This window comes from Cupriavidus sp. L7L, assembly GCF_004353535.1.
GTDB classification, from domain to species: Bacteria; Pseudomonadota; Gammaproteobacteria; order Burkholderiales; family Burkholderiaceae; genus Cupriavidus; species Cupriavidus oxalaticus_A.
In genome coordinates, this window is sequence record NZ_SMNY01000013.1 from 13,574 (window position 1) to 40,570 (window position 26,997).

Here is a 26,997-nt window from a genome sequence, read left to right on the forward strand (position 1 = left end):
TTCCATGACACCAGCCAATAACTTGGAGACGCCAGATAGTCGTGATTCCGCGACCGCCAAAGCCGAGACCAATACGCGGAGGCGGCGACCCGGGCCAAAGGTCGGGGATCATGAAGCCAGGCGCGCGAGCTTTCTTGCAGCCGCAACCGCTGTGGTCGCGCGCGAGGGCTATGCCGGAGCTTCCTTGCGAAAGGTGGCGGAGGAGGCGGGCTGCACCACAGGTTCCTTGCTCCACTATTTCGAGAATAAGGAAGCGATGATCAAGGCTCTTGTTGAAAGCCACTTTGACAAGTTCGAATCCTTCATGGCGCCTGTCCATGACCCGACCGATATTAAGGCGACGTTCAAGCGCTTCGTGACCTGGACCAACGCCGAGGATCCGGGACAGTGGTGGCTCGTGCAATTTCAACTACTAGCCCAGGCGAAATGCGATCCGGCGCTCGCTGCCGTCTTTCAGCGGCGCAATTCCCAGTACCGTAGTAAGCGTGTGGCGCTACTGGAGAAAGGGCAGGAAGAAGGTCTAGTCCGCAGCGATGTCCCTGCAGAACTGCTCGCCGATCAACTTAGCGCGATGGGCGACGGCTGGATGATGATGCTTCCCATTGAGCCGGAACGATTCACGCCGAGCCGCATCGATGCTCTTCTGGACGCCGTCATCACAGTGATAAGCCCGCCTGGACCGCCCCCTGGGAAAACAGATCCTATGAAGCCGGCAGTTCGCACGCGCCGCCCAAAGAAGAAGGTCACCTAGCCGATTGAAACGTTGGTCTTAGCGATGCCGCGGAGTACCAAGCGCCGACTGACCTGGACTGCAGATGCCCAAGAGCGCGCAGCGGGCCGAGTAGAGGTGAGGGCCCGGGGCGCGGCCTTAATGTCTACTTCAACCGTTCCAAGTTGGGGATACGGCGGCTAGCGCCAAGTTGTTGAGAGAATCAAGGGCGCCTACCGACCCGTCTCTGCCACTGAGGCGGGTTTAGTTCCAGTGGCAGCTTTGCGATGGCCGACATGGGTTTCAATGAAGACGATTCCCACTCGACTGTGCAAATCAGTGAAGTTTTCCCGAACAATTGTCTCAAGGATGCCAAGTGGATGGCTTCGCGGTCTGCCCGCGGGAGCCGGAGATCAGATACGACATTTCGCGGCCCGCAGCCAGCATCAGTTCGGCGTATTCGCTCAGCTTGTCGCGGGTCAGGCGGCTGATCGGGCCAGAGATGCAAAGCGAGCCTGCTAGCGTCCAGTTAATGCCAAACACGGGAACTGCAATGCTGGAAACTTCTGGCTCGCGTTCCCCCATAGAGATGAAATAGCCGTCTTTGCGGATCGTTTCGTAGGGCTCGCCCATTTCACCGGCAAAGGCCCGCAAAACACGGCCGGGGGCGCCAATCAACGGCAGCCTTTCACCTACGCGCACGTGGTGTCGCACCGCGCCGGGCCCTTCCACACGCACCAGGCAGGCCCGCGTGTCGCCCTCCCTGACGTAAAACGCGGCACTCTCCCGAGTCTCGTACGAGATGCGTCGCAACACGGGTTCGACCGTTTCGCTAACGCGAAAGGCGGCCTGATAGCGTGCGCCGAGCCATCCCGCCGCAGCGCCGAGTCGCCATTGGCCATCGTCCCTTTGCACCAGATATTCGGACTGAGCGAGCGTCCTCGCGGTGCGCAAGACGGTTGATTTGCCCATGCCGACGCGACGGCTGAGTTCAGCGAGCGTTAGCGCAGTGTCGTCGGCCGAAAACGCTTCCAGGATCTGTAATGCCCGCGTTACTGCGATGATGGTGTCTTTATCGACACTTTCTTTGGCATCTTCCAAAGCGGGCGAAGTGTTCCGGTCCATGGCATGCGTTCCGTAGTAGACAACGCGATTGTACACCTCGCAACGACTCCCTATAGTTAGCGCATAGAACAAGGCTAAACCTGGAGACAACCTTGAAACGGACTACCCGCATTCTGGCCGCCTGCGCCATTTTCGGCCTACTGCCGCTGTCCGCAGTGGCCGAGACCTATCCCACCAAGCCTATTCGCCTGATTGTGCCGTTCCCGCCGGGCGGAGCGCCGGATGCTTTCTCGCGCGCCATCGGCAATCAGATGAGCCGCGACCTTAAGTGGACGGTAGTCATCGAAAACAAGCCCGGCGCCGGGGGCAATCTGGGCATTGAAGCCGCTGCGAAGGCGGCGCCAGACGGTTATACGCTGGTGTTCGGCCAGACCAGCAACCTGGCCATCAATCCCTCGCTGTACAAGAAACTCCCGTACGACCCGGGCAAGGACCTGGCTCCGATCGGGCTGATCGCCTCCGCGCCACTGGCGCTCGTGGTGGCGGACAACTCCCCATACCGCAACCTCGGCGAAGTGCTGGCAGCAGCCAGGGCAAAACCGGGCACCGTCACCTTTGGCACGCCAGGCAACGGCACCGTGGCTCATCTCGCCATGGAACTGTTGCAAAAGCAGGCCGGCGTAAAGCTGCAGCATATCCCTTACAAGGGCGCGTCGCAGGCGCTGACTGACGTGCTGAGCGGGCAGGTTGCCATCTATATCGGTTCCGTGCCGACCGTCATGGGGCAGATCAAGAACGGCAAGCTGCGCGGCCTGGCGGTGACCTCGACCCACCGCTCCGCCCAGCTTCCGTCGACGCCTACCGTCACGGAGGCCGGTGTGAAGCAGTTTGAAGCCGATACCTGGTTCGGCCTGCTCGCGCCCGCCGGCACGCCTGCGCCGATCCTGGAAAAGCTCAATGCCGAACTGAACCGGGCCCTGAAGACGCCTGACGTCAAAAACAAGATCGAAGCCGAAGGCGGTCGTGTCCTCGGCGGCAGCAGCACGGAATTCGCATCGTTGATGCAGAAAGACCTGGCCCGCTGGCGCGTGGTGGTCAAGGACTCCGGCGCCACCATCGACTGAGCGCCGACGCGCTTCCGTCACCAAGCACTTCCCAACTATTTCGCATCACTGCAGAACCTCCCGCCGTGGGTAACCAGGCGGGCGGTGGGATGCATTCGCACTTTTTCAGGAGCAACCATGTCCGCGCAACCGACCCTCCCTGATGTCATCCGTGATTTTGAACGAGTACCGGCCGAGATCGTCCGGCAGGCTTCGGAGTTCGCTTCATCCATTTTTGCTGACGTGGCCGGACGCCGCGGCGGCATGCACGGCCGCATTGCGCCGCTCAGCCCCACCAGCCGCTTCTGTGGCACTGCGCTGACGGTGGAAGTGCGACCGGGTGACAACCTGATGATCCATGCGGCCATGGCGCTGGCCCGCCCGGGCGACGTCATCGTGGTCGATGGCAAAGGCGACCAGAACAGCGCGCTGATGGGCATCATCATGGTCCAGCAGTGCATCGCGCTGGGCGTGACCGCCGTCGTGCTCGATGCCGCGTCGCGGGACGCCGATGAAATCCGGGATGCGGGCTTCCCGATGTATTCCGTTGGCACCAACCCCAATGGCCCGACCAAGTTCGTGCCGGGCCGGGTCAACCACCCGATCCAATGCGGTGGCGTCAGCGTATGCCCGGGCGACCTGGTGATCGGGGACGCCGACGGGGTCGTGGTCATCGAACGCGATAAGGCGGCTTCGCTGATCGCCGCCGCGGCCGAGAAAGTAGCCGGCGAGCGCAAGCGCATCGACGGAATCAAATCGGGCAAGGCTTTGCGTCCGGCCTGGCTGGATGACGCGCTGCGCGCAGCGGGCGTGCTGAAGGCGGGAGAGGCACTGTGAGCGCCGCCAGCAAGCCTGTCATTGTGGTGACTGCGGCAAATCTCGCCCCGCAAGCCGTCGCCTTGCTATCCGATTACGAACTGATCTATGCCGGCAAGGCCGCCAGCGAAGAGGAAACGGCCGACCTGTGTCGCCGCCATGCACCGGTGGCGATCATCGTGCGCACCAGCAAGGTGGGTGCCATGGCGCTCGACGCGGCGCCGTCCATCCGCGTGTTGTCCAAGCACGGCAGCGGCATCGACAACATCGACCAAAAAGCCGCGCAGGCGCGTGGCGTGAAGGTGGTGGCGGCCGCCGGTGCCAATGCTGCGGCCGTGGCCGAGCAAGCCATGGCGCTGCTGCTTGCCTGTGCGAAATCCGTGGTGCACCTGGACCAGCGCACGCGCACGGGGCATTGGGACAAGGCGACGCACCAGAGCCTCGAATTGAAGGGGCGTACGCTTGGCCTCATCGGCCTGGGTGCGATCGGCCGCCGCTTTGCCCGCATGGCAACCGCCATGGACATGAACGTGCTGGGTTATGACCCCTTCGCTACAGAGGTACCCGACGATATCCGTGCGGTCAGCCTGGATACGATCTGGCGCGAGTCCGATGTCGTGTCGTTCCATTGCCCGCTTACCGCCGACAACAAGGGCTTGCTGGGTGCAGACGCATTGTCGGCTTGCAAGGACGGTGTCATCGTGGTTAATACCGCGCGTGGCGGCCTGATCGACGAGGCGGCACTGCTTGCGGCGGTGGAGAGCGGCAAGGTTGCAGCAGCCGGCCTGGATTCGCTGGCACAGGAGCCTCCTGCTCCGGACCATCCGTTCTTCCGTCATCAGAAGTTCGTGCTGAGCCCCCATATCGGCGGCGTGACCAGCGACGCCTACGTCAACATGGGCGTAGCGGCCGCGACGAACGCGCTGGCGGTGCTCGGCGGGCAACACTAAGGAGCGGGGCATGGCGTCAACTCAACTTCGCTGGAAGCGGCAGCCCGAAGGCAGTCATTGGGGCGAATTCGGCCCGGATGACCAACGCGGCCGGATGAACCTGGTCGACCGCGCTAAGGTGCTGCAGGGTGTGGCGGAAGTTCGCGAGGGCGTCACGTTCTGCCTGTCGCTGCCGCTCGACTATCCGGGCGGGCAAACGATGAACGTTCGCCGTCAGCCACCGCGCCGCTTTGCCGTGCTGCGCGACGGCAAGAGCGCCGGGCAGCAAGGCTTCTGCTGGTCATATCAGTCGGAAGACCCCGACCTGACCGATGTCGTCAACGACGACGTGGTGTTGATGAGTCTGCAGTACTCGACGCAATGGGACAGTCTTGCGCATGTCGGCAGCCATTTCGACGCGGATGGCGATGGCAAGGAAGAGCCGGTGTTCTATAACGGCTACCGGGGCGGCGAGGATGTCATCGCGGGCACTGAAATGCAGGCCACTGAACCGTGGGCGCGCTACGAGAATCCCGAAGCTCGCGCGCTGAGCATTGCGGTGCTGGCCGAGCATGGGGCGCAAGGGCGAGGCGTCATGATTGACCTCGAGCACCACATCGGCCGCAAGCGCAACGCCGTCGGTTATGACGCGCTGATGCGCATACTCGAGGCCGACAAGATAGCGGTCGAACCAGGCGACATGGTGTGCCTGCATACCGGCTTCGCGGACACGCTGCTGTCGATGAACAAGATGCCCGACCTGCGCGTGCTGCATGAAACCGGGACCGGGCTGGACGGACACGACAAGAAGCTGCTCAACTGGATCACCGACGTGCGGCTCGCCTGCCTGCTGGCAGACAACCCGGCCGTAGAGCTTGTCGTGCCCAAGCCGTTGACGCCATCGCCGATCCGTGGGCCCCGGCTGCCGCTGCACGAGCATTGCCTGTTCAAGAATGGCATTCATCTGGGCGAACTGTGGCACCTGACGCCGTTGGCGCGGTGGCTGCGGGCACATCGGCGCAGCCGCTTCCTGTTGACCGCACCGCCCCTGCGCTTGCCCGGCGCGGTCGGATCCCCGGCAACTCCCATCGCTACCGTTTGATTTTTCATCACATAAGAATCTGGAGTAGAGACATGTTCAAGCCCATCACTGCCCGGCTGCTTTCGCTCGCATTGCTTGGCCTCGGCATTTCGCCGAACGCCTCCCACGCCGCACCTGCAGCCTATCCGGACCGGCCCATCCGGCTGGTTGTGCCCTATCCCGCGGGCGGTGCCGCCGACACGGTTGCGCGCACTCTTGCCGCGCCGCTTGGTGCCAAGCTAGGCCAGACCATCGTGGTCGACAACCGTCCCGGTGCAAGCGGCGTGATTGGCGCGGGCGCGGTGGCAAAGGCCGCGCCCGATGGTTACACGCTGCTGCTCGATGCCACCGCGCATTCGGTCAATCCAAGCTTGCAGGCGCGCTTGCCATACGACACCGTTAAGGACTTCGCCCCCATCTCGCTGGTGGTGCTGGTGCCGAACCTGCTAGTGGTGCCGCCCAATTCTCCATTCACGTCGCCGAAGGACATTGTTAATGCCGCTAAGGCGAAGCCGGGCAAGCTGACCTATGCTTCAGCGGGGCCGGGCACGGCACAGCACCTGGCAGCGGAGTTGTTCCGGCAGCAGTCGGGACTGAATCTGCTGCACGTTCCCTATAAGGGCGGCGCGCCTGCGCTAAGCGACCTGATGGGTGGCCAGGTCGACATGATGTTCAGCAATATGGCGGCGTCATACCCGTTAGTCGCGGGCAAGAAGCTCAAGGTGCTGGCCACGACGGGAACGAAGCGGTCTGCCGCGTTGCCGGACACGCCCACGATTGCCGAATCCGGCTTGCCGGGCTATCAGGTCTACGAATGGAACGGGCTCTTTGCCCCGGCCGGTACGCCACAGGCGATTGTCGACCGGCTCAGCGCGCTGACGCGCGAAGTGCTCAACTCTCCAGAGGTTTCTAAGCGGCTCGCCGCCATCGGCGCCGAACCGGCCGGCTCGCGGCCCGAGGACTTCCGCAAGTTCGTCGAGGGCGAGACCGCGAAATGGGCCAAGGTCATCAAGCAAGGCAGCATCCGGGCCGAATAACGATACTCAGCACCAAGGCCCATGATGTCTATCGGCAATACGAGCAGCACTTATGCGCAGCTTGATTTCATGGATCTATCCGAAGTGGCAATCAAGGCGGAGATTGTGAAGGAAGGTGCCTGGCACATCCGATCAGGCGGCATCGTGTTGCAGGACGCCGCCGACATTCTTGGTGTGCGTTGACAGGTGCGGTGAGGCGTGTAAACGACTCGGAAAGAGATAGTCGCCCAGCTTGAGTCCACGAGCATGAATCCAACACTGAACGCTTTGGCGAGTTTGTTCCGTGATCTCGAACTGCACTGGCCACTGAGTTTTCTGCTGCATGACTGTTGCCCGGGCGCCAACCTGGCTGCCAATGCAGATGTCCTGCACGCGCAGACGGGTCAGGTCGCACGCTCGGAGCTTGCTGTCGATGGCAAGGTTGAACATCGCCAATTCGCGAACATTCGTCGTAAGCTGAAGCCGAGTTCGTATCGCCCATATCTCATTCAACTTCAGTGGAGGCTTCTGGCCCGTCAGCCTCCCTTTGTTCCATGGGACGTGACGCGTTTGGTCGAGAGGGGTGTTTTCCACGACGGTCTCCTTTCAAATGAAGGGAAACCAGTCTGCGCTTCCGCCAGTGGTCGCTGATCGACCCTTCTGAGCCACTGGATCGGCTTATTTGAATGACTGAAATGCTACCTGGAACGGTCATCAGCCGCTCCCGTCGAGAATACTTATTTCTGCCCTCACGCGGCATCTGCGTGTACGAGCCGCAGAGTATTTCAACGATGTTCTCGCATGGCGATCGCGACGATGCCCCCCGAAATGAACGTGACGACGGCGATTGCCAGAATGGCATAGGCAAAGCCAAAGCGATCAGCAATGAGGCCCGCCGAGAGTGCGCCAATTGCGTAACCGAGGTCTCGCCAGAACCGATACACGCTCAGGGATCGAGCCCGCCAGCTCGGCTCCGAAGCGTCCGATACTGACGCAATCAGGGTTGGGTAGACCATTGCAGTGCCTATTCCGAGCAGGACGCTCGCAAACAACCACCATTCAAACTGTGCGGTGAACGCTGTCAGAAAGAGGCCGGCTGCCTGGACCCACATGCCGAGGACGATGAGGCCCTTGCGACCCCACCTATCGCTCAATGGGCCGGTGACTACCTGACAAACTCCCCATACGATCGGATAAACGGCCTTGAGAATCCCTATCCGTTCGACACTGAGTCCGAGTCCCGTGAAAAACAGCGGGAAAATACCCCAGCTCATGCCATCGTTGAGGTTATTGATCAGCCCGGCCTGCGACGCTGCGAACAGGTTGCGGTCCTTGATGGAGGTCAGCAGAAACACATCGCGGAAAGAGAGAGATGATGCTTCCGTAGATCTGCCAGCAGCTTCCAGACGAACAAACTCGCGTGTATCACGCACCACGAGGATCGACAGAATTAGCCCGGCTGCCGCATAAAAGATGCCGAGGTAGATTGGAATCGGCCGAAGACCGTACCGGCTCGCCAGATAGCCAGTGAGAAACGCGGTTAGGCCCACCGCGAAATAGCCAGCAAACTCGTTAAGACCCACCGCCAGACCTCGCCCTTTCGGGCCGATCAGGTCTACCTTCATGATCACGGTCATGGACCATGCAAAGCCCTGGCTGGCGCCAAGCAGGACATTGGCAGCGATCACCCATTCCCAGTGCGGTGCGCCAATGATCATGAAAGGCACTGGCAGCGCAAGCAGCCATCCGACGACTAACACACGCTTGCGGCCCCACGTGTCCGCGAGCTGTCCCGAAACAAGGTTGGCGAGGGCCTTGATCACCCCGAAGCTGATGATGAAGGAGGTAATGAGCGTCGTGGACTCGATGTGGAATTCTTTTGCGCCAATCAGAGGCACGACCGTCCGCTCAATGCCGACCATACCACCCACAAAGGCATTGATCAGTACAAGCAGTGAAAACTGCCGCCAGTTTTCCTTGAGCCCTAGTCGAATTGAAGGCCGAGCGGACGCAACTACTGCCTCTCCCATCAGCTACGCTCCAAGTGCGCGGCGGCCGGAATTGACTGCTCGTATGCGGGCTGCTTCGGGCGGCGGCGGCGGTACATCGTCGAGCATGAAGCGGACGAACTCCTCCTCGCTCTCGATGCGGAACGCCCGGTTGTACCGCTTTTCGAAGCCCAGTGTCGAGGTCGGGTTAGCGCTGAGGCTGCGCCCGCAGGCCGAGCCGGCGTAGGCGCCGGGAAGGATCTCCAGGTAATCAGGAAGCGCCCTGAGCCTTTGCACGCTGCGGAAAAGGTCCTTCGCACCCTGTACCGCGCTCACGGCGAGTTCGGTTCGGCCTAGGTCGCCGATCATGAGCGTGTGACCAGTCACGAGCAGCCATGGCTCATCAGCGCGCGTGCGGTCTGTCACAAGCAGACAGATATGCTCGGGTGTATGACCGGGTGTGTCGAGCACCTTGAGGACTACATTGCCGAGTTGGATCTCGTCGCCGTCCTTAACCCGCTTGAAGGGCACTACGATGTCGGCATTCGCCGAAAGCACATATACAGCGCCTGCCGCGTCCGCAAGGGCCCGGCCGGTAGACACATGGTCAGCGTGCACATGAGTGTCGATCACGTAGTTGATTTTCATCCCCGTGGCCTCAGCCGCTTGCAGATACAAGCTGGGCTCGGCGACCGGATCGATCACAACGCTTGTCGCCTTGCCGCCGCAGCCAAGGAGGTATGAAATCCCCACGGGATTGGAATGGAGGTATTGCCGTAGGATCATCACATTGCTCCTTACCGAGGGGCGGTGATAACATTCAATCAATATCGCGAATGATTGACCAAACGAAGGTGGAGTGTCAAGCGTGGGACCGAAGCAAGCGATCTTTGAGCGCCTCGCAGAAATAGCGCAGGCATTTGGCCATCCAGGCCGTCTTGAGTTATTGGAGCACCTCGCCCAGCGCGAGCGGTCCGTTGAGGATCTGACCGCGCTGTCGGGTATGAGCTTCGCCAACACCTCGCGCCATCTTCAAATCCTTCGGCGAGTACGCTTGGTAGATACTGAGAGACGAGGCAAGCACATCGTATATCGCCTTGCTGGCGACAATGAGATTGTCAGTTTGATGAAGTCCCTAGGCCGGATCGGCGAGCGAAATGTTGCAGAGGTCAACCGGACGCTGAACGACTACTTCCATTCTCGCGATTCGATGGAGGCAGTATCTCGAGAAGAGTTGGCTCGGCGTCTTGCCGATGGCCGAGTCACTGTATTGGATGTCCGGCCACAGGATGAATTTGCCGAGGGCCATCTGCCTAGTGCACGCAATATCCCGCTGGCCGAGTTGGAACATCGCCTGAGCGAGTTGCCGGTCAACACCCAGATTGTCGCGTACTGCCGGGGGCCCTACTGCGTGCTGGCCTTCGAGGCTGTCGCCGCGCTGCGTGCCAAGGGCTTCAAGGCGGCGCGTCTCGAAGACGGCTTCCCCGAATGGAAGGCGGCCGGTCTTGCCATCGAGACTGCAGTTGCCGTCTAGCGTCAGGTCACGGCTGTTCTGGTTCAGCAACCAGTTCCGGCGCATCCTTCAGACCCGCGGAGCGTTGTGGCATGTCCCGTCAACAATGTCAGGCTGAAGCCGTTAGTCAGGCGTCGCAATGAGGCGCGTCCGCTCTGAGGCGCTAAGCGGTGCGGCGGGGCGAGAGTTCCCCGAGGCCCTTGCGATGCCGAGCGCCGTAGTTGACCAGCGTGCGCGCGTTGTTCCTCAGGTACCCGTAGACGGTGTTCAGGTTCCACCACAGCGTGCCGGATTCGTACCCTTCCCGTCACTTGGTAGGCGCTCGAGATCGCCCCCTTCACGACTACGGCCGGCATTCACTGTCCTATGAAGATTGCCCGTTTGGCTTGCTAATGGAAGGGCGACCGAATCTTCATCGAATCAGGACCCGCGCTGCTTGCTTCCCGCTATCCGGCACGCTAGGCTGAAATTGCTGCCGTGGGGTTACACCCGTCCTTTGCCTCAGCCCGCGCTCAGGCTGGGTTCCAGGCAGGCGGCGCATCTCACCGCTTACGCGAACCGGTTAGCGCGATCTCAGGCCGGCCGGTGACTGCCGGCACCGGTGGCTGGGTTGACCGGGGAAATGCGAGCGCAGAGGAGTAGAGAATGCGCAACTTAAGAATGATTGGAGCCTCGACGGCATGCGCGCTGGGTGCGCTCATTATGGCCCCCGCTCTGGCAGCGGAACCCGCTATGGAAGGCCACATTTCGATCGTCCCGTCCGAAGTCAAGTGGACCGAGGCCCCATCTATCGGACCTGGCGCCAAACTGGCGGTATTGGAAGGTGATCTCAAGCAAGCCGCGCCGTTCACCATGCGAATCAAGCTTCCTCCCAACTTCAAGATCCCAGCCCACACTCATCCCGTGTTTGAGCGAGTCACAGTGTTGTCCGGGACGCTCCATTTGGGTATCGGCGAGACGTTCGATCGCGCCAAGGCCAGGGCTTATCCGGCTGGCGGCGTCACGATGATGCCCGCGGGAATGCCTATGTTCGCCTACACCACCAGCAAAGAAACCATCATTCAGATTCATGGCACCGGTCCCTGGGGCATCAGCTACTTGAATCCCGCGGAGGATCCAAGAAAGAAATAACTTGTCGGCCCAACGCCGGACGAATCCGCGATGCTTCCAGGCCCCTTGTAGCCGGCCAGCTTCGGTCCCGTAAGTTGCATGCTGACCGCGCACCACCGCGACCTGGCTGCGGCATTGTAGCTTCATGTGAAAGCCCTTGCGGGAGACCGCACCAAAGCGGGGGCTGACGACCGGACAGCTACTGAGAGGCCAATGAGGCACCTACAATGCGCGCATGGCTTCCGATCCTGGGCCGGCGATCTCCGTCCTTCAACTTCGAATTGCTCTGCGCGGCCTGAGCCCGTCGGTTTGGCGGCGCGTCCTCGTTCCCGAGCACTTGACGCTCGGACAATTGCACCCTGTCATCCAGGTCGTCATGGGCTGGGCCGACGAGCATCCGCACACGTTCAGCATTCGTGGCAGGCGTTACGGCGAAGCTCAGGAGGGCGTCTTGCAGTTCTGCACAGTCGCCAGCGAACTTCCGTTGACCGCGTTTCATCTCCGAGAACACGAAGGCTTCGTTTATGTGTATGACTTCAACGCGTGGTGGCGCCACGAGATACGCATGGAGCGGCGTATGCTGCGGCAACAGCCTGGCCAGTTGCCCCGTTGCGTGGCGGGTTGCGGGCCGTGCCCGCCCGAGGACATTGGCGGAATCGAGAGGTATCTGGAGGCCGGGGACGAACACAGTGAATATGAGTTCGTCGATTGGATCGAGTCGCTGCGCGAAGGGCCAATCGTGCTGGAAGACCTGCGCGAGGAGGTCGATAGGTGGCTGATTTGGCTGGATCGTCGCTTTGATCGTCGGATCGTCAATGATCGGTTGCGAGAGCTCGAGGGGTAGACTGGTCGCCGCAGCTTCCAAGGAAGGAGGGCGGCCATGCGTATCAGCTTGCAACTCGTCGTGCAGGACGATGGAGGCGCGCCAGCCACCGTCACCGAGATAGCCCAGTTCGAGAGAGATGCCCTTGATGTGGGCTCGCTGGGGCTGCATCTGCAGGAGGCAAAATCACTGCTGGGTCGGCTGCAGCGCACGATGGTCGCGGCGCAGGTTGCCGAGGCAGTTGCCAGGGCCAGCGTTTGTCCCACGTGCGGGGCCACCATCAGTTGGTTTTCCGTAGCGCGTTCGGGCGGCTGTCGATTGACAGTCCGCGGCTGTACCCCTGCCGGCAATGCCAGGGCGACGCCCCCACATTCAGTCCGGTCGCTAATTGCTTGCCTGAGCGGAACAGTCCAGAACTGCAGTATCTCGAGGTCAAGTTTGCGGCGTTGATGTCGTATGGTCTGACCGTCAACGTCCTGCAAGAGGTATTGCCGCTCGATCATGTACTGGCAGCCAGCTCGATCCGGCGTCAGGTCACCACGCTCGGTCGCCGGCTGGAAGCGGAGCAGGCCACCGACGCGCGGCAGCAAGCGGAGGTGGCCGCGAGCGTCCGCTCGCCCGAGATCCCCGAGCCCAGTCCGGTCCGCGCGGTTGGCATTGACGGCGGCTTCCTTCGACGGGCCGGACACCGGCGCCGCCAGGATGCTGGTTTGAAGTGATCGTCGGGAAGTCCCTGCGCGATCAGGATGGCGGGCATAGTTTTGCGTACGTGCACAAGCTGGAGCGCCGACCGGCCGATCGTATGTGGAATTTCCTTCTTCGTGAGGGTGTGCAACCCAGTCAGCCGGTGACCTTTCTGTCGGACGGCGGGGAAACCGTACTCGGCACGCGCACAACCTACTGCAAATCCGGACCGCGGTGCTCAATAACCAGCTCCGGTCTTACGTTGAACGCTGGTATCCGTCCATCGCCGGAGAAGAGGGCCACCGCTCTCCCAGCAAGCGTGGTGTCAGGCGCCTTTGGAGTGTCGGCAGGTTGGCCGTTGGGATCGTGACCGCAATTGAGAAACGCCGCAAGCTGCCTTGCCGGCAGGGCAGGGGCGGCGTGCAGGACGTCTTAACCAAGTCGGCAAGGTGCACGCGCCGCATCGGCGCTTATCAGCGCAGTGGTCAGGATGTCGCGGTCCTCAGGACGCACTCGCAGTGGCGGCACCTGCAGGCGAAGCACACTGAGGCGATAGAAAAGATCTTGCCGGAAGGCGCCCTCGCGCACGCGCTCCCAATGGTTCCGGTGCGTGGCGGCAACGATGCGAACATTGACCTGCAAGGTGTCGGTACCCCCGACTCGCGTTACCTCTCCCTCCTGCAAGACCCGCAGCAATCGCGTTTGCAAGATCGGCGGCATCTCCGCCACCTCGTCGAGCAACCCGGTTCCCTCGTTGGCAGCTTCAAACAGGCCGGCCTTGCCGTTGCGCCGCGCGCCCGTGAAGGCGCTTTCTAGCTTGTACCTTGCTGTTTGCGAGTGCGTGTACCGATGCGTTCGGAGCCTGTTAACGGCTTTCTCGACGCGTGTAGGCTGATGGAGCGTCAAGAAAGCGCCGACGCGCACATTGCCTTCGTACAGGGGCGCCCGATCAATGATCACCGTGCGTCCGTCGATCTCCTCAACGACGCCGCTGTCATGCTCGCCACGATCAGGGTCTCGCTATCGTCGAGACACCGGCGTGGCAGGCCCGCCTTGCGCATCATCGCCAAGGGGTCGAGTCCAGCCGACTGCGCCAGATCGGCGAAGCCCGTCAGGCTGGCACTTCGAATGAGGTGGGGCTGGTCGGTGGACATTTTCCAAAGTTTTTGACCCGTTACATCTAATCAATTCTACGCGACAACGGATCAATTCTGTCGAGGCGGCGACCCGCATCATAGCTACCAGCGCGCACGGCCTGCCTTCGCAGACACCGCAGCCTACCAAGGAGAACACCATGCACTTCCTCGACGGGGCCCTGCTGCCCGAAAATCAGGAAAAACTTGTCATCACCGCCGCGCCTTATGGCCCGCAATGGGAGCCGGGCGACTTTCCCTCCGACATCCCGGTCACGATCGAGGAACAGGTGCAGAAGGCGGTGGACTGCTACAACGCCGGTGCCACCGTGCTCCATTTCCATGCCCGCGAGGACGATGGTTCTGGCTGCAAGAACCTCGACCGCTTCAACGAGTTGCTGTCGCGCCTGAAGCAGGCGGTGCCCGACATGATCATCCAGGTCGGCGGCTCGATCTCGTTCGCACCGGTCGAGGAGGGCGCGCCCGCCGAGTGGCTGAGTGACGAGACGCGTCACATGCTGGCGCGCCTGAAGCCGACGCCCGAGCAGGTCACGGTGGCAGTCAACACCGGCCAGATGAACACGGTTGAGATCATGACCGCTGAGGACTGCGCGGGCACCTCGTTCGAGCGCAAGGCGGTCTATGACGCCTACGAAGAGATGATCGTTCCGGCCGGGCCGGCCTGGTTGCGCGAACACCTCGCCCAGCTGGCGGCCAACGGCATCCAGCCGCACTTTCAGATCACTATGAAGTCGGGCCTGGTCACCCTCGAGCGCCTGATCCGGCGTGGCCTCTACAAGGGGCCGCTCAATGTGAATTGGGTCGCGCTCAGCGGCGGCTTCGACAACCCGGACCCCTACAGCATGATGGAGTTCATTCGCCTTCTCCCCGATGGGTCGACGCTCACACTGGAATCGCTGATGCGCGCCACCCTGCCGGTCAACACCATGGCGATCGCCATGGGCCTGCACGTGCGCTGCGGCATCGAGGACACGATCTGGGGCCCCACCGGCGAGCCGATGTCCAGCGTGAAGCAGATCGAGCAACTGGTGCGCATCTCGCACGAACTGGGACGGGGCGTGGCGTCGGCCCAGGAGGCACGCGCCATCTTCAAGATCGGCACGCAGTACCAGACGACCGAGCAGACGCTCGCCGAGTTGCGTTATCCCACCGCTCGCCGTCCGGTCAGGCCGGCGCTGGCCGAACGCAAGGTGGCGCGATAAGCGACGCACGACGGTCCGCAGCGCCGACACTGCTGCCGGTTCCCGGTCTGCGCCACGAGGCACCGGGCCACTGGCCAGCCTGCAGCGAACGCACTGGTCGGCGAGCTGGCGCTGCACGCGTCGATGCCTGGAGTTAGATCGTCCGCAGTTCACCGCGTCGTGTGAAAAAAACCGAGGAGATATCCATGAATGCTAGCCTTGCGTCTTGTCGTTTCGCGCTCGGCGCGTTGTTGCTGGCCTGCTCATCGCTGGCCCAGGCCTGGCCCGAGCGGGCCATCAAGATCATCGTCCCCGCGCCTGCCGGCGGAAACATGGACGCACCGGCTCGCCTCTTTGCCAGCTATTTGTCCAAGGAAGTTGGCCAACCTGTCATCGTTGAAAACAAGGCGGGCGCCGGAGGCTCAATCGGCGTGCAGGCGATGCTGAACGCGCCTGCCGACGGCCATGTCATCCTGTACACCAGCTCGAACGTGCTCACCGAAATACCGCACGTCATGAAGCCCCCCTATGACCCGATGAGGGACGTGCGGCCGGTGGCGGCGCTCACCCAGTACCGTTACGTGCTGGTCGTTGCGCAGGACTACCCCGCAAATGACCTGGCCGGCATGGCGCGGCAACTCAAGGCTGCGCCGGACAAGAGCAGCTTTGCTTCCCCGAGTCCCGGCACGATCGCGCAGCGCGGTGGTGAGATGCTCAATCTCAAACTCGGCGTGAACATGCAGCACGTGCCATATTCGGGTACTCCGCCCGCGCTGCTCGCGGTGATGTCCAATCAGGTCACGATGGCTCTGGACAGCGTCGTGACCTCGGGACCGCATCTGCAGAGCGGCAAAATCAAAGCGCTGGCCATCGCGGGCACCACCCGCTATCCCGGCATGCCGCAGGTTCCGACCTTCGCTGAACAGGGTTTTCAGGAGTTCAATGATTTCAGCAGCTGGCAGGGCATCGCGGTATCTCCCAAGGTGCCAACAGCCGTTGTCGAAAAGCTCTACGCCGTCACGCGCCGCATCGCGGGTCTGGCGCCGTTCCGCGACCAGGTCGCCAAGCTGAGATTCGAGCCAATCATGCCCGAATCGCCGCAGCAATTCGCGCAGCGCCTGCAGTCGGACTACGACCACTTCGACGCGCTGAACCGCAAGTTGACCCTGAAGCAGTAAGACCTGACAAAACCTTGATGGAAATGATCCAGCGATGAAAGCAGCCATGATTATTCCGGGCCCGCAAGGCGGCCACCTGGAAATCCGCGAGATTCCCCGCCCGACGCCGGGTCCCGGCCAAGTGGTGGTGCAGGTGATGGCCTCGGGCCTGAACCGGGGCGAACTGATCCGGGTAGGGGAAGCGAAGAACGGCGGCCCGATACTGGCCGGCATCGAGTTCGCCGGCATGGTCAGCGAGGTCGGACCCGATGTGCACAGCGTGCGTGAAGGCGACCGCGTCACCGGCCACGGCTGGGGCGGCCAGTCCGAGTATGTGCTGGCCGAGGCGCGCGCGCTGATCCCGATCCCGGCCACGCTGTCCTGGGTCGAGGCGGCCGCATTCCCCAACGTGTTCATCAGCGCGCACGACGCGCTCGTCACCAACGGCGAGTTCCATTCCGGCCAATCCGTGCTGGTAAATGCCGCCACCGGCGGCATGGGACTGGCCGCCGTCCAACTCGCCGCCCAACTCGGCGCCAGCCAGGTCATCGCCACCTCGCGTTCGGCGGCCAAGCTGGCGCGGCTGCGTGAATACGGCGCGACCCACACCATCGATGCCTCGCAGTCGGACACCGTGCAGGCCGTGAAGGACGCCACCGACGGCCGCGGCGTGGACGTGATCATCGACTCGCTGGGCGGCGCGGTGTTCGACACCAACCTGAAATGCCTGGCCGTGCGCGGCCGGCTAGTCATCATCGCGCGGATGAGCGGCGTCGATACCGCCCAGGTCGACATCAAGCATATGTGGGTCAATCGGCTGAAGCTTGTCGGGACCACCTTCCGCACCCGTACCGAGGAAGAACGGCTCGCCTTGATCGAAGCGTGCGCGCGTGATGTGCTGCCGCTGCTGCGCGAGAATCGCCTCAAGATGCCGGTCGACCGCCTGTTCGCACTCGACGACATCGCACAGGCCCACGCCTACATGGCAACCAACCAGCACTTCGGAAAAATCGTCCTGGCCGTCCACAAGAGTGTGATGGCGGCCGCCGCGCCAATCACCATGTCGCAGACTGCGACGAAGGAGCTTGCATGACCATAAGGATCACACCACTCACCGGCTCGATCGGTGCCTCGGTCGAAGGCGTTTCGCTCTCGGAGCCCTTGACCGACGAACGGTTCGAGCAACTGAGCAAGGCATTCCTGCAGCACTGCGTGCTGGTGTTCCGCGAGCAGCCGCTCAAGCCCGCGGCTCAGCTGGATTTCATCCGTCACTGGGGCGAGCCGGTCGTTCCGGCCTTGCTGTCCAAGCTGCGGCTCGATGAGTATCCCGAAGTGGTCCAGATCCGAACGGCGCCGAAGGAGCTGATTTCGACCGAGGCCTGGCACTACGATGCGCCGCACACGCCCGTGCCGCCCAAGATCACCATGCTCAGCGCGCAGGTGGTGCCGGTGGGTGGCGACACGATGTGGTGCAACCAATATCTCGCCTACGATAGGCTGACTCCCGTCATGCAACGCATGCTGCAAGGCTTGCGCGTCCATTTCCGCGCAGTGCGGCTGGCCCGCTCCCAAGGCGTGTGCGAGTCGGATGTGCCCTCCGCCGTGCATCCGATGGTGCGCACGCATCCGGAGACCGGCCGCAAGGCGCTCTACATCGGGCATCCGGACAATGTGCTGGGCATTGAGGGCATGACGGAGGCCGAAGCCCGGCCCTTGCTGAACTTCCTATATGAGCACAGCACGCAGCCGGACAACATCTACCGCCACATGTGGCGCGTCGGCGATGCGCTGATGTGGGATAACCGGTGCACCATGCACTATGCGGTCCACGACTACGGCAACCACGAGCGCCTTTTGAACCGGGTCACCCTAAAGGGCGAAGTGCCCGCTTGAAAAGTAATGCCGTTCAGTTAAGTCCTTTCTGAGGTACCGGACGGTGTAGAGCTTAGGCAGGGCTTTGACCACACGGGGGCAAATACGCCCCCGTCGTTTTTGTACGATCGCCAACTGAAATTTGGCGCGCATGCGCTGCCGGCAGCTTGCCTGGGGCCATGGCGGCTGCCCAGATCAGTTCACCCTGTATCAGCGCAGAGCTCGTTTTGATTTCCCAACGGCGGCGGTAGGACGGAAGGATATCGGTGGGCTTGAAGCGTCGACGGTCCGTCAATGACCGTCAACAGGATGCGATCTGAGTCCTTGTCTCGAATCGCACGAGCTGTTTAGCTCTTTGGCAAGGCCGGATTCTTGGTCCGCGCCTGAGTCAAGACCTTCATCTGGACGATGCCATCGTCGTCGCTGCCTGAGAGCAGCGGGGCTAAGTGAACCGCCCCGGGTTTAGTGGAGGCTCCAATTCTTGAGAGAATGGAGCCCATGAGCAAGCAGACCAAGTTTTCCCCCGAGGTCCGAGAGCGAGCTGTACGTCTGGTTCGAGAGCAGCGCAGCGAGCATCCATCGCTGTGGGCGGCAGTCGAATCCATCGCACCGATGATCGGTTGCACGAGCCAGACACTGTTGGGGTGGGTCAAACAAGAGCAGGTGGAGAGCGGCGATCGCGATGGCGTGACCACGTCGGAGCGTGAACGCCTCAAGGCGCTGGAGCGCGAGGTAAAGGAGCTGCGCCGCGCCAACGAGATCCTGAAGTTGGCAAGCGCGTTTTTCGCCCAGGCGGAGCTCGACCGCCGTTTGAAGTCCTGAAGGCCTTTGTCGATCTGCATCGCGACGCCTTCGGGGTCGAGCAACCATTGCACGGCTCGGTGATGTCCGGTTCCATCAAGGACGAGCAGCCGGACATACCGCGCCTGTTCAGCCACAAGGACAAGCGGGGCAACAAGCCGCCGGCCAACCGGCGGTGAAGGGGTGCATTCGGCCTAGGAGACCGACATACTCACCAAAGCGTCCCGCGACGGATTGCTGTTCCCCGAGATTCAGAGGAGCCTCGGCGATGATGGCCTGACCCTGATCGCCGACCACGCTTGAGTGCATGCGCGACGTTGCCGAGGCTGCCGCCTCGCCAGATCATCGTCGCCTACGAGCGCAGCCTCGCGCAGGACTCACTGTCCCACGCCTGATCTGCGGCAAGCCCTCTCCAAGCCGACAGGGAAGGTCATCGCGCTGGGCGTGCGCCGGGTGAACGACATTTGTGCGCCATTAGACACGACTTTAAGTAGCCGACTCACACTCCGGCTCCAGAGAGGTTGTCGTCATGAACTTCATGAACTAAAATAGGTTCATGACCATACCCCGCCGTATTTCACTTCGCGCGCGTTTCGCCGCCGCCCCTGTCAGATTCGAATCTGCCCAGGTTCCGATTAGCCGGGCCCGCGCTCGGCGGGCGACATCCTCCGCGGCAGCACGCGAGTCGCAACACGCCACGCCCCGTGAGCTAGTTGAGACCGCTGTAGCTCTCGTCAACGACGCGTCGCGTGAAGTCGCATTGTCCGTCGAGGTCCAGCACGAATTGGATGCCGCACTGGGCAGGATTGTTCGGATCTTTGCGAAGCCGAATCGTCCTTTCCGCGACCGTCGTTCTATTGCTGCCGGAGAGCCTGTGGCACATGCGGGGGAGGCGGCACATTCCGATCCGCTGCAGGCGGCGCGTGAACGTGGTCGACTGGCAGCCGCACATGAGTGGGAGCAGCCGGAGAACCTGTCCCTTAAGGACGCCGCGCTTTATGCGGGACGTTCGGACCGCGCTATCAATCAGGATCGCCAGGGGGGGCGGCTCTACGCACTCGTGCTGCCGGGGCGCGAGCGAGGGTTTCGCTATCCGTCGTGGCAGTTCCACGTCGATTCCGAGCGGCTGGCCGCTGTGCTTGCACCGTTCGTGGCGGCGGGAGCGAGCAGTTGGGTCATCCATAACTTTCTGCATCGCCCGCAAGAAAGCCTAGAGGGGCGCACACCGGCGGATTGGATCGCCGACGCAGTGGTCCCGATAGACGTCGTTGTGCGGCTCGTCGAGGCGCGGTACCGCGACGAGCAGGGCGCCGCATGACCTTTAGCGCAGAAGAATTGGGTTGCCCGCTGCCGCCGGCCGACCTGGCTGAGCGACGGCTTGCTACAAAAACACTCGATCTCGAGAAGATAGCGCTCTGGCGGATCCATCGCGCGCATCTGCACCCTATTCACTACAATCGCCGCGCGCCGGGCGTAACCCACTACCGGTTCGATGCGGCAGGCGGCGAGTTCGGTCTATGCGGCTCCGAGCTTTACCGCGTGCATGGCCGAAGCAGTCATTCGGGAGCGCTTCCAGGGACAACGTCTGCCGTTAATGCTCGATGAGCATGAACTGAGCAGGAGATGTGTTTGCAGGCTCACCTTGGCCGATCCTCGGCCTCGTGCTCGCGGATCTTACCGGTGTGCTGACCGCCCTTGGCATGGACGCTCGAGTGTTTTCGGTCACCGACTACCTTGGCCCGAACCTGTGGAGTTCGGCTTTGCATGCGGCATTTCCTCGGATCGATGGCTTGTATTTTCAGTCGCGCCTGGCGGGCGAGCCCAGCGTCGCGATCTTCGATGACCGTGCACAACTGGTGCCAGCAAGTACCCCAACTCCGCTGTTCGACTTTCCCGAATTGGGCCCCTATCTGACGGCCAATCAAATTGCCCTAGCGCCGACCGACGACGATTGGACGTCGAACGCCTAGCGCGGCCAGGCGCGACACCTGCGACATTTGAGCCGGGGGGCGGTCTGACTGGCTCCTAGCGGTTTTTGTCACCGCTGCCCGCACCATCGCCACCACCGGTGGTCTGCTACCGCAATGCCGCGGGGCAGAGTTGGGACGGGCAGGGCGACATGCCCGACTGGCTGCGGCGGGCGGTCAACGCGGGGCAGAGTAAAGAGTTTTACCGGGTTGGGTAGCGCGCTACAGATCCGTGCTCCCACCGCGGATCGCCATGTGGCCGTCTTCCCCTGTGATAGCGGACTTCCCATATCTTGGCACGCCTCCAGAGTCTGCCTTCAGGCAGCCTCATTGCGTTCAAGCCTGTACAGTTGGCGAGGAAATCGCGCAAACCATCTGCACGCGGTCGGACGCCACCAGCACGCATCGTCGCTCCGAACTCGCCCGCCTGCAGGCGCTGACTGGTGGTGCACACGGCGGCAAAGCGTCGGCTGGCTACGCTGACCGCGTGCGTCGCCGCGTGCAACCGAACATCGTTTTTGCCGCCGATGTGGAAGGCAACCCGTCCGCCGTGGTGACGGTGCAGATGGCATCGGACGGCTCGCTGCTGTCGGCACGCGTCTCCAAGTCCAGTGGCGACGCGGGCTGGGATAACGCTGTGCTGCGCGCGGTCGAGCGATCTGATCCGCTGCCGCGCGACGAGAGCGGCAAGGCTCCATCCAATATCACGATCACATTCCGTCCCAAGGACTAAACGACTTAAAGCCATCATCCCCGGTGAGTGGGTCATGCGAGTCGGCTCCCTGTTCGCGGAGAACCCGTCAAGCCTGAGTATTGTACGACCTTCCGAATTGCTCACATGCGATGCACCACGTGGGGGGTGCCATTCTTGCTCATTTGATGCGGAAGGCTGAACCGCGCCGGGCTTCAGAATGGAAACAGCCCAGCCGACGAAATTTTCCCTTCTGAGTTCTGGTACGTCAGGGAACTACCCCGCCCACCGTCGTCCATAATGCGCTTACATGGGCAAATTGATCGAAGGCGTCGTCATGCCAGCATTTGGCCGGGCCATTGTCACCTGGTGGGTATGGCTCGCTCTCTCGGGCCTGACGGTTGCCCACGCACAGGAACTGGAACCTCGTGCTTATTCCGCCTTACCGGTCGGCGCGAACTTTCTCGCTGCTACCTATACGTTGCTGACCGGCGACGTCCTGACCGACCCATCACTGCCCATCACGGATGTGTACGCCAGGATAAACATCTATGGGGTCGGCTATGTGCGCGCATTCGACCTTGCCGGGCGAACGGCTTCGATCGGCGTAGCCATACCTTTCGCGACTGGCGATGTCAGTGAAAACGTGTTCGACGCACCGCACTCCGTTCACCGCGCGGGAATTGGCGATGTCCGAATGCGGCTGGCCGTCAATTTCGTCGGCGGTCCAGCACTGAGTCCCGCCGATTTCGCAAAGCGGGCACCGACTGGCATGCTTGGCGGGAGTGTTACCGTCATTGTCCCAACGGGCCAATACAATGCAAACCGCTTGATCAATATTGGTGCCCATCGCTGGGCTGTGAAATCGGAAATCGGGCTGTCGCGGCCCATTGGCAATTGGTTTGCAGAAGTCTCCGCGGGTGTGTGGGTGTTCGGAGACAACACGGCTTTCCTGGGCAGCAACCGGCGAGCACAATCTCCCCTCGGCGTACTACAGTTGCATGGCGGCTACCAGATCCGGCCTGGCTTTTGGATTGCCGCCGACGCTGGCTTCTATACCGGCGGCAATACCTCGGTGAACGGCCTGACTAATGCCGATCGGCAGGAAAACTCACGTTACGGCATCACGCTATCGGTACCGATCGTCCATGGCTGGTCTGCCAAGCTGGGGGCGTCGAGGGGACTGATAACTCGCGCAGGGGGCGACCACAAGGCAATCACGCTGGCGCTTCAGTACCAGTGGCTGGACCGTTGAAGCCGCCGCCGGACGCCTAGCTCTCCTCGATTTTCACCTCGATACGTCCTTCCCGAATTGCCGCGAGGAAGGCCCGGAAATCGCTCCGGTTCTGGGACGCGTATTCGGTGGCGAACTCGCAGATTGCGTCGTCAAAGGTCTGGCCGGAGCCCATATACCCCGCCATCATCGCGGCATCGCCCGCCCTTGCATGCGCACGGGCCAGCGCGTGGGCGCACATCCGGCCGTACTGCCTCAGCAGGCCGGCATCCCAGTCCTCGATGAGGGCAGACAACTTCATGTCGCGCATCTGACGGATGTAGAAGTCGCGCCCGTTCTTGCCGCGGGTCCAGCCCAGGAATACATCGCTGGCGGACTGCATCAGCCGCTGGCCGACGATGATGCGCTGGCCGTGATTGTCGTACACGCTCTTGCCAGCATAGGGCTCTAGCACCGACGCGCGGGCCTCCTTCACCTGCACGAACAAGGGGTCGTTGTCCGCTGCCATGAAAAGGCACACGGCGCACATCGTGCCGACACTGCCGACACCGACCACCTTGATGGCCATGTCGAAAAAGTGGAAGCGGTCGAACAGCACCCGGGTATGGTCGGCCAGGCTCTCGCGGTACCGTGCGATAGCCTCCTCGTAGCCCGATGACAGACCGGGCGCCTGCTCTTCAGAGGGATGGAAGATCAGCGGCGGCTCGTCTTTGATCCTCGGATGCAAGCCTTCCTCTGCGACGAATTTGGGATAGAGATGGTCGGGCGTCGACTTGCGCCGTTCCGCCGCGATGCGTTCAGCCAGCCGCTTGCGCGCCGCCTCGACGACTTTGGGATCGCCAGAACGGTCCTCGTACTTTTGCAGGTCGATCCGGTCGTACCAGACATCAAGTGCGCGCATCTCCGCGTAGTTATACATCCGCTCCCGGTACTCGCGTACGGAGTCAGTCGCCACGCGTGCCGCATCGCTCCTGGGTAGCGCCAAATGGTCGGCCGCGATGACGATGCTCGCCGCCAGTCGCTTCAGGTCCCACTCGAAGGGAGCTGGAAGGGTTTCATCGAGGTCGTTAATATCGAAGATGACATTACGCTCCGGCGTGGCGAAGCCGCCGAAGTTCATCAGGTGCGCATCGCCGCAACTCTGTACGCGGATGCCGCTGGTCGGGGCGGTTGCCAGGTCGGCCGCCATGATTGCGGCCGCGCCCCGATAGAAGGCGAAAGGCGAGGCCGACATGCGGCCGAAGCGGATGGGGACCAGCTCCATCATCCGGCCGGCGTTCGACTCTTCCAGCATCGTCACCGGGTCGCGACGGTCTGGGGCTGGCGTCCAGCCAGATTGAGAAGAGCGCGGCACCGTGTCGCGCAGGGCCCGGCCCCGGGCGGCACGCTCGTCGGCGGTCAGGTAGGCGGATGCGGGGGCGCTTTCGCCGTTGCGAAGGGTCTTGTCTGCCTTGGCCATGGTGCATCCTTCCTTATTGCCGTTTTGCCGGCATCGGGCTGGCGGCAATGCCGGGCCCGTGCTGGAATTCGTCAACTGCATCGGCCACGGTAGGTCGGCCGCCAAGGCGCGGCGCGATGCCGGCGGCCCCCAGCTCGTCGACGAGGGTCGCAAACATCGCGCGCCCGCAACCGGCTGGTTGTCCGGGTGGCGTTCCATGTCGGAGACGTTGGCCTTAGAAACGTTTCTGCCCACGGCGCCTCTCCTTCCGCGATGCCCTTGCGTGCCACGCGACCTGTCCCAGGCCGCGCGCCCTTCCGAGGTCATCCCACCTTCCTTCTGAATCAAGTAAAGGCGATTGGCCAATCAATAGATATAAAACTAGCTGCCCTATGGGCGTTCGGATTGACCCACGTCATGTGACCCCAGCCCAGCGCCAAGCGCGCGACTGAGCGCGCGATACATTGCCGGGGTGTCTGACCCCGTAGACAAGGAAGCGACGATCGCCGTCCTCGCTTGGAAGGCTGTAGCCGTTTCTGCCATTCGGTAGGATCGCGGCAAGGGACCCTTACGGCACCGATTCACGGACATTCGTGTCGCCTCGGCTGTCTTCCACGGCAAGGCGCGTGATGCTTGCCGCCTCCTGTCCGCCATTCAAAGCAGCTTCAGGCGGGGTGGATGTCTCATCGGTTAGGTCTTTCAGGATGACAAGAAGAAAGTTCAGCGCTTGCTGCACGCGCTATTTTTCCGCTGCCACGGCGCTCGGCAATGTAAATCCAGGGGGTGCCTTAACCCACGGGTAGCCCTTCAGCGCCATTTGATAACCGGTGTCATAGAGGGCACGCATGTATTCGTTGTCGAACTCCTCCTTGTGTGGTGCGTTGAAACTCGCTGGGATGAAGCCAAGGTTGAAATCAACGCCATCGCGCTGCGCCGTGGCATAGATACGATAAAGGTCCCCAATGCCCTGGCTTTGGATCAGCGAGGTGACCGCACGAGCGGCAATGCTCATCGTGGAGCGCTCGACTTGCGCCCATTCCGTGTCGAGTCGGGCGTTGCGAATCACATAGAGCTTGCGCTCGCGGCTAACGCCAACAGAAGCCGCGTCCTCCTTGACGCGGATCACCGCCGGGTAGGCAAATACCTGCGCGACGATACCGCCGTCGACGTGCATCTCCTGGTAGTGCTTGCCGTCGACTTCCACGTCAATCATCATCGGCGGAAAGCCACCTGGAATCGAGGCGGAGGCGACCATAACTTTCACAAACAGGTCCAATGCGTTGGGCCCGCCATAGCTTGCGATCTTGCCCATGTCCCAGATAATTCCGCGGCGCGCATCGAGGTCAGCAGTGGCCACCAAAAGCATGCGGCCTTTAGCGTACTCCGTGGCAATCTCCTTGAGCAGATCCTCGGTCACCGATTTTCGCGTCAGCCTTAGCAGTGGCGCGTTGTCGGCCATCCCGTCGCTTAACACGCCCCCAAGAAAGCTGCGCGGTTTCATAACGTCTTTTGGGGAAAGGGTCGTATAGACCTCCTTCAGCGTCGCATCGTACTTCGGCCCAAGAAAAGCGAAGGGCGCGATCAGCGCACCAGTGCTTATGCCGGTGACGAGTTTGAACACCGGTCGTGTCCCAGTCTCCGTCCATGCATTCAGAAGGCCGGCAGCAAACGCACCGTTGTCACCGCCACCCGAAATCGCGGCGTACACCGCCGCAGGCATAGGCCCTTTGTGCCCCTCCCGGGCGCGGTAAGCCTGTTCCCGCCTAAGTGACTCAAAAGCTGCTTCGGTGAGTTGTGGAGAATCGATCCCTGCGACGTAGCGTACCCCGGGCATGCCGGGTATTTCAGCCTTTGTTGTTAGGTCGGGGGGAACTGCCGGCAGGCGTGCCGGCGCGGTCGCGCACCCTTGCAAGACAAGCATGAAAGCCGCAATTAGGCTGAGGACGGTGGACTTGAGGTTAAGTTGGGCGTCGGCGACGCCCGCAAGTGACCCCATCGCAGCAAATAACCGGCTCATGATTTCGCCCTCCTTGCATTGGGTGGCCTTTCACCTGCAAGGCCATTGCCTCGGTCCCTTGGATTGGCGTCCACATCGACGCGTATCTTTCTATTCGGCTAACGCAGAGCACGTTCTGGGAGAGTTTACTCTTGGCAGGTTCAATCCACAGAGGGCACAAGCATGACGGTATGAATGCGTACGAATCGGCTGAAACAGCGAATGACGCGACGAGTGTGATGTACGAAGGGCCATTGTCTAGCCGGGGCCGCCCCCTTGAGTGTCGTGGTGACGTTGAGGGCGAACGGCTGGAGATGGCCGGCCCCCTTCGGATGCACGCTGGGAACCTGCGATCGTTGTAGTGGTCAAGTAATTTCGGACAGGCAGATAGGTTGTTTCACTGTCGATTTCACCTCGTAGGCAGTGGGCGACAGATACCCGAGGGTTGAGTGCAAGCGCACCGGGTTATAAAAGCCAACGATGTACTGGGTGATGTCGCGCCGTGCCTCGGCGTGGTTGGCATACTGACGCTGCCACACGCGCTCCATCTTCAGGTTCAGGAAGAACCGTTCCATCACCGAGTTATCCCAGCAATTGCCTTTTCGACTCATGCTGCAAACAATCTGATGGCGTGCCAGCAAGGCCTGATACTCCGCGCTCGCGTACTGG

Annotated in this window: 26 protein-coding genes, 5 pseudogenes and 1 other annotated feature; of the genes and pseudogenes, 22 read left to right on the top strand and 9 right to left on the bottom strand. The window is 62.0% G+C overall.

The genetic code is table 11. From position 1 onward, the window contains the following. Positions 1–4 precede the first annotated feature (4 nt). A complete protein-coding gene (locus E1J61_RS15465) occupies positions 5–751 on the top strand; it encodes a TetR/AcrR family transcriptional regulator (RefSeq protein WP_133094945.1) in 747 nt (248 codons plus the stop codon). 321 nt (positions 752–1,072) lie between these two features. Here E1J61_RS15465 and E1J61_RS15470 read toward each other — a convergent pair whose 3' ends face one another. Continuing rightward, on the bottom strand, positions 1,073–1,834 hold the full coding sequence (locus tag E1J61_RS15470; RefSeq protein ID WP_133094946.1) for an IclR family transcriptional regulator: 762 nt from the start codon (positions 1,832–1,834) through the stop codon (positions 1,073–1,075). A gap of 92 nt (positions 1,835–1,926) precedes the next feature. Between E1J61_RS15470 and E1J61_RS15475 the strand changes: the two genes are divergently transcribed. From E1J61_RS15475 to E1J61_RS37410, 6 genes are all read left to right on the top strand, one after another. Next, positions 1,927–2,898 carry a tripartite tricarboxylate transporter substrate binding protein gene (locus E1J61_RS15475; RefSeq protein WP_133094947.1) on the top strand — a complete coding sequence of 324 codons (972 nt, stop codon included), beginning with the start codon at positions 1,927–1,929 and terminating at the stop codon, positions 2,896–2,898. 117 nt (positions 2,899–3,015) lie between these two features. Beyond that, positions 3,016–3,714, top strand: a complete 699-nt coding sequence (locus E1J61_RS15480; protein WP_018008383.1) for an RraA family protein — start codon at positions 3,016–3,018, stop codon at positions 3,712–3,714. Next, complete coding sequence (locus tag E1J61_RS15485) at positions 3,711–4,643, top strand: NAD(P)-dependent oxidoreductase (RefSeq protein ID WP_133094948.1); 933 nt, start codon at positions 3,711–3,713, stop codon at positions 4,641–4,643. Before E1J61_RS15480 ends, E1J61_RS15485 begins: the two co-directional genes overlap by 4 nt. Positions 4,644–4,653: 10 nt before the next feature. Beyond that, positions 4,654–5,724: a cyclase family protein gene (locus E1J61_RS15490; RefSeq protein WP_018008385.1), complete on the top strand. Its 1,071-nt coding sequence runs from the start codon at positions 4,654–4,656 to the stop codon at positions 5,722–5,724. Positions 5,725–5,756: 32 nt separating this feature from the next. Next, complete coding sequence (locus E1J61_RS15495; protein WP_133094964.1) at positions 5,757–6,740, top strand: tripartite tricarboxylate transporter substrate binding protein; 984 nt, start codon at positions 5,757–5,759, stop codon at positions 6,738–6,740. Positions 6,741–6,761: 21 nt separating this feature from the next. Beyond that, positions 6,762–6,923 (top strand): hypothetical protein, encoded by a 162-nt coding sequence (locus tag E1J61_RS37410; protein WP_165971479.1) that lies wholly within the window; start codon positions 6,762–6,764, stop codon positions 6,921–6,923. Here the strand turns inward: E1J61_RS37410 and E1J61_RS38235 are convergent. From E1J61_RS38235 to E1J61_RS15510, 3 genes and pseudogenes are all read right to left on the bottom strand, one after another. Beyond that, positions 6,918–7,313: pseudogene (locus tag E1J61_RS38235) on the bottom strand (integrase); the annotation flags it as partial. The gene E1J61_RS37410 and the pseudogene E1J61_RS38235 sit on opposite strands and share 6 nt — an antisense overlap. Before the next feature lie 191 nt (positions 7,314–7,504). Next, entirely contained in the window at positions 7,505–8,749 is a 1,245-nt protein-coding gene (locus tag E1J61_RS15505) for an MFS transporter (RefSeq protein WP_133094949.1), read from the bottom strand. Between the two features lie 3 nt (positions 8,750–8,752). Next, positions 8,753–9,493 carry an MBL fold metallo-hydrolase gene (locus E1J61_RS15510; protein WP_133094950.1) on the bottom strand — a complete coding sequence of 247 codons (741 nt, stop codon included), beginning with the start codon at positions 9,491–9,493 and terminating at the stop codon, positions 8,753–8,755. A gap of 73 nt (positions 9,494–9,566) precedes the next feature. Here E1J61_RS15510 and E1J61_RS15515 point away from each other — a divergent pair, with 73 nt between their 5' ends. The 4 genes and pseudogenes from E1J61_RS15515 to E1J61_RS38240 all read left to right on the top strand — a co-directional run. After that, entirely contained in the window at positions 9,567–10,241 is a 675-nt protein-coding gene (locus E1J61_RS15515; protein WP_133094951.1) for a metalloregulator ArsR/SmtB family transcription factor, read from the top strand. A gap of 711 nt (positions 10,242–10,952) precedes the next feature. Next, on the top strand, positions 10,953–11,351 hold the full coding sequence (locus tag E1J61_RS15520; RefSeq protein WP_243736878.1) for a cupin domain-containing protein: 399 nt from the start codon (positions 10,953–10,955) through the stop codon (positions 11,349–11,351). A 214-nt stretch (positions 11,352–11,565) separates the two neighbouring features. Next, positions 11,566–12,174, top strand: coding sequence for a plasmid pRiA4b ORF-3 family protein (locus E1J61_RS15525; RefSeq protein ID WP_133094952.1), 609 nt, complete (start codon positions 11,566–11,568; stop codon positions 12,172–12,174). A gap of 36 nt (positions 12,175–12,210) precedes the next feature. Continuing rightward, positions 12,211–13,072, top strand: a pseudogene (locus E1J61_RS38240) (ISKra4 family transposase); the annotation flags it as partial. Between the two features lie 197 nt (positions 13,073–13,269). On the opposite strand, the gene E1J61_RS38830 reads toward E1J61_RS38240, so the two are convergent. Then, complete coding sequence (locus E1J61_RS38830) at positions 13,270–13,797, bottom strand: sigma 54-interacting transcriptional regulator (protein WP_371704199.1); 528 nt, start codon at positions 13,795–13,797, stop codon at positions 13,270–13,272. A 334-nt stretch (positions 13,798–14,131) separates the two neighbouring features. Between E1J61_RS38830 and E1J61_RS15545 the strand changes: the two genes are divergently transcribed. The 11 genes and pseudogenes from E1J61_RS15545 to E1J61_RS15590 all read left to right on the top strand — a co-directional run bounded on the left by E1J61_RS15545 (position 14,132) and on the right by E1J61_RS15590 (position 22,915). Further along, positions 14,132–15,193, top strand: a complete 1,062-nt coding sequence (locus E1J61_RS15545) for a 3-keto-5-aminohexanoate cleavage protein (RefSeq protein ID WP_133094956.1) — start codon at positions 14,132–14,134, stop codon at positions 15,191–15,193. Between the two features lie 185 nt (positions 15,194–15,378). After that, positions 15,379–16,350, top strand: a complete 972-nt coding sequence (locus E1J61_RS15550; RefSeq protein WP_133094957.1) for a tripartite tricarboxylate transporter substrate binding protein — start codon at positions 15,379–15,381, stop codon at positions 16,348–16,350. A gap of 46 nt (positions 16,351–16,396) precedes the next feature. After that, positions 16,397–17,422 (top strand): zinc-binding dehydrogenase, encoded by a 1,026-nt coding sequence (locus tag E1J61_RS15555; protein WP_331251594.1) that lies wholly within the window; start codon positions 16,397–16,399, stop codon positions 17,420–17,422. Next, positions 17,419–18,222 carry a TauD/TfdA family dioxygenase gene (locus E1J61_RS15560; RefSeq protein ID WP_133094958.1) on the top strand — a complete coding sequence of 268 codons (804 nt, stop codon included), beginning with the start codon at positions 17,419–17,421 and terminating at the stop codon, positions 18,220–18,222. The genes E1J61_RS15555 and E1J61_RS15560 overlap by 4 nt, the downstream gene beginning before the upstream one ends. Positions 18,223–18,699: 477 nt before the next feature. Continuing rightward, positions 18,700–19,064, top strand: a pseudogene (locus E1J61_RS15565) (transposase); the annotation flags it as partial. Continuing rightward, positions 18,978–19,092: a sequence feature (AL1L pseudoknot), on the top strand. Its footprint overlaps the pseudogene before it by 87 nt. 670 nt (positions 19,093–19,762) lie before the next feature. After that, positions 19,763–20,320, top strand: coding sequence for an integrase (locus E1J61_RS15570; protein WP_133094959.1), 558 nt, complete (start codon positions 19,763–19,765; stop codon positions 20,318–20,320). Further along, positions 20,317–20,607, top strand: a complete 291-nt coding sequence (locus tag E1J61_RS38250; protein ID WP_243736879.1) for a hypothetical protein — start codon at positions 20,317–20,319, stop codon at positions 20,605–20,607. Before E1J61_RS15570 ends, E1J61_RS38250 begins: the two co-directional genes overlap by 4 nt. Positions 20,608–20,627: 20 nt before the next feature. Beyond that, positions 20,628–20,972 (top strand): hypothetical protein, encoded by a 345-nt coding sequence (locus E1J61_RS38255; protein ID WP_243736880.1) that lies wholly within the window; start codon positions 20,628–20,630, stop codon positions 20,970–20,972. Positions 20,973–21,043: 71 nt separating this feature from the next. Next, positions 21,044–21,187 (top strand): annotated as a pseudogene (locus E1J61_RS15580) (H-NS family nucleoid-associated regulatory protein); the annotation flags it as partial. A gap of 164 nt (positions 21,188–21,351) precedes the next feature. Then, positions 21,352–21,702 (top strand): annotated as a pseudogene (gene tolA, locus E1J61_RS15585) (cell envelope integrity protein TolA); the annotation flags it as partial. Between the two features lie 268 nt (positions 21,703–21,970). After that, a complete protein-coding gene (locus tag E1J61_RS15590) occupies positions 21,971–22,915 on the top strand; it encodes a transporter (protein WP_243736881.1) in 945 nt (314 codons plus the stop codon). Positions 22,916–22,931: 16 nt separating this feature from the next. On the opposite strand, the gene E1J61_RS15595 is transcribed toward E1J61_RS15590, so the two are convergent. The 4 genes from E1J61_RS15595 to E1J61_RS15605 form a co-directional block, all read right to left on the bottom strand. Beyond that, positions 22,932–24,353, bottom strand: a complete 1,422-nt coding sequence (locus tag E1J61_RS15595) for a DUF2252 domain-containing protein (RefSeq protein WP_133094961.1) — start codon at positions 24,351–24,353, stop codon at positions 22,932–22,934. 547 nt (positions 24,354–24,900) lie between these two features. Then, a complete protein-coding gene (locus E1J61_RS37415; protein WP_165971482.1) occupies positions 24,901–25,068 on the bottom strand; it encodes a hypothetical protein in 168 nt (55 codons plus the stop codon). Between the two features lie 3 nt (positions 25,069–25,071). Further along, positions 25,072–26,349 carry a patatin-like phospholipase family protein gene (locus tag E1J61_RS15600; protein ID WP_243736882.1) on the bottom strand — a complete coding sequence of 426 codons (1,278 nt, stop codon included), beginning with the start codon at positions 26,347–26,349 and terminating at the stop codon, positions 25,072–25,074. Between the two features lie 344 nt (positions 26,350–26,693). Further along, positions 26,694–26,997: integrase core domain-containing protein (locus tag E1J61_RS15605; protein ID WP_165971483.1), on the bottom strand; the 304-nt coding region annotated here is incomplete at its 5' end.

What these genes read in the sequence shown, in the direction of transcription:
- E1J61_RS15465 (WP_133094945.1), top strand. Translation starts at nt 5, where the DNA reads ATGACACCAGCCAATAACTTGGAGACGCCAGATAGTCGTGATTCCGCG.
- E1J61_RS15545 (WP_133094956.1), top strand. Translation starts at nt 14,132, where the DNA reads ATGCACTTCCTCGACGGGGCCCTGCTGCCCGAAAATCAGGAAAAACTT.
- E1J61_RS15480 (WP_018008383.1), top strand. Translation starts at nt 3,016, where the DNA reads ATGTCCGCGCAACCGACCCTCCCTGATGTCATCCGTGATTTTGAACGA.
- E1J61_RS15495 (WP_133094964.1), top strand. Translation starts at nt 5,757, where the DNA reads ATGTTCAAGCCCATCACTGCCCGGCTGCTTTCGCTCGCATTGCTTGGC.
- E1J61_RS15520 (WP_243736878.1), top strand. Translation starts at nt 10,953, where the DNA reads ATGGAAGGCCACATTTCGATCGTCCCGTCCGAAGTCAAGTGGACCGAG.
- E1J61_RS37410 (WP_165971479.1), top strand. Translation starts at nt 6,762, where the DNA reads ATGATGTCTATCGGCAATACGAGCAGCACTTATGCGCAGCTTGATTTC.
- E1J61_RS15510 (WP_133094950.1), bottom strand. Translation starts at nt 9,493, where the DNA reads ATGATCCTACGGCAATACCTCCATTCCAATCCCGTGGGGATTTCATAC.
- E1J61_RS15470 (WP_133094946.1), bottom strand. Translation starts at nt 1,834, where the DNA reads ATGGACCGGAACACTTCGCCCGCTTTGGAAGATGCCAAAGAAAGTGTC.
- E1J61_RS15505 (WP_133094949.1), bottom strand. Translation starts at nt 8,749, where the DNA reads ATGGGAGAGGCAGTAGTTGCGTCCGCTCGGCCTTCAATTCGACTAGGG.
- E1J61_RS38250 (WP_243736879.1), top strand. Translation starts at nt 20,317, where the DNA reads ATGACCTTTAGCGCAGAAGAATTGGGTTGCCCGCTGCCGCCGGCCGAC.
- E1J61_RS15550 (WP_133094957.1), top strand. Translation starts at nt 15,379, where the DNA reads ATGAATGCTAGCCTTGCGTCTTGTCGTTTCGCGCTCGGCGCGTTGTTG.
- E1J61_RS15600 (WP_243736882.1), bottom strand. Translation starts at nt 26,349, where the DNA reads ATGAGCCGGTTATTTGCTGCGATGGGGTCACTTGCGGGCGTCGCCGAC.
- E1J61_RS15590 (WP_243736881.1), top strand. Translation starts at nt 21,971, where the DNA reads ATGGGCAAATTGATCGAAGGCGTCGTCATGCCAGCATTTGGCCGGGCC.
- E1J61_RS15555 (WP_331251594.1), top strand. Translation starts at nt 16,397, where the DNA reads ATGATTATTCCGGGCCCGCAAGGCGGCCACCTGGAAATCCGCGAGATT.
- E1J61_RS15560 (WP_133094958.1), top strand. Translation starts at nt 17,419, where the DNA reads ATGACCATAAGGATCACACCACTCACCGGCTCGATCGGTGCCTCGGTC.
- E1J61_RS15525 (WP_133094952.1), top strand. Translation starts at nt 11,566, where the DNA reads ATGGCTTCCGATCCTGGGCCGGCGATCTCCGTCCTTCAACTTCGAATT.
- E1J61_RS15595 (WP_133094961.1), bottom strand. Translation starts at nt 24,353, where the DNA reads ATGGCCAAGGCAGACAAGACCCTTCGCAACGGCGAAAGCGCCCCCGCA.
- E1J61_RS15490 (WP_018008385.1), top strand. Translation starts at nt 4,654, where the DNA reads ATGGCGTCAACTCAACTTCGCTGGAAGCGGCAGCCCGAAGGCAGTCAT.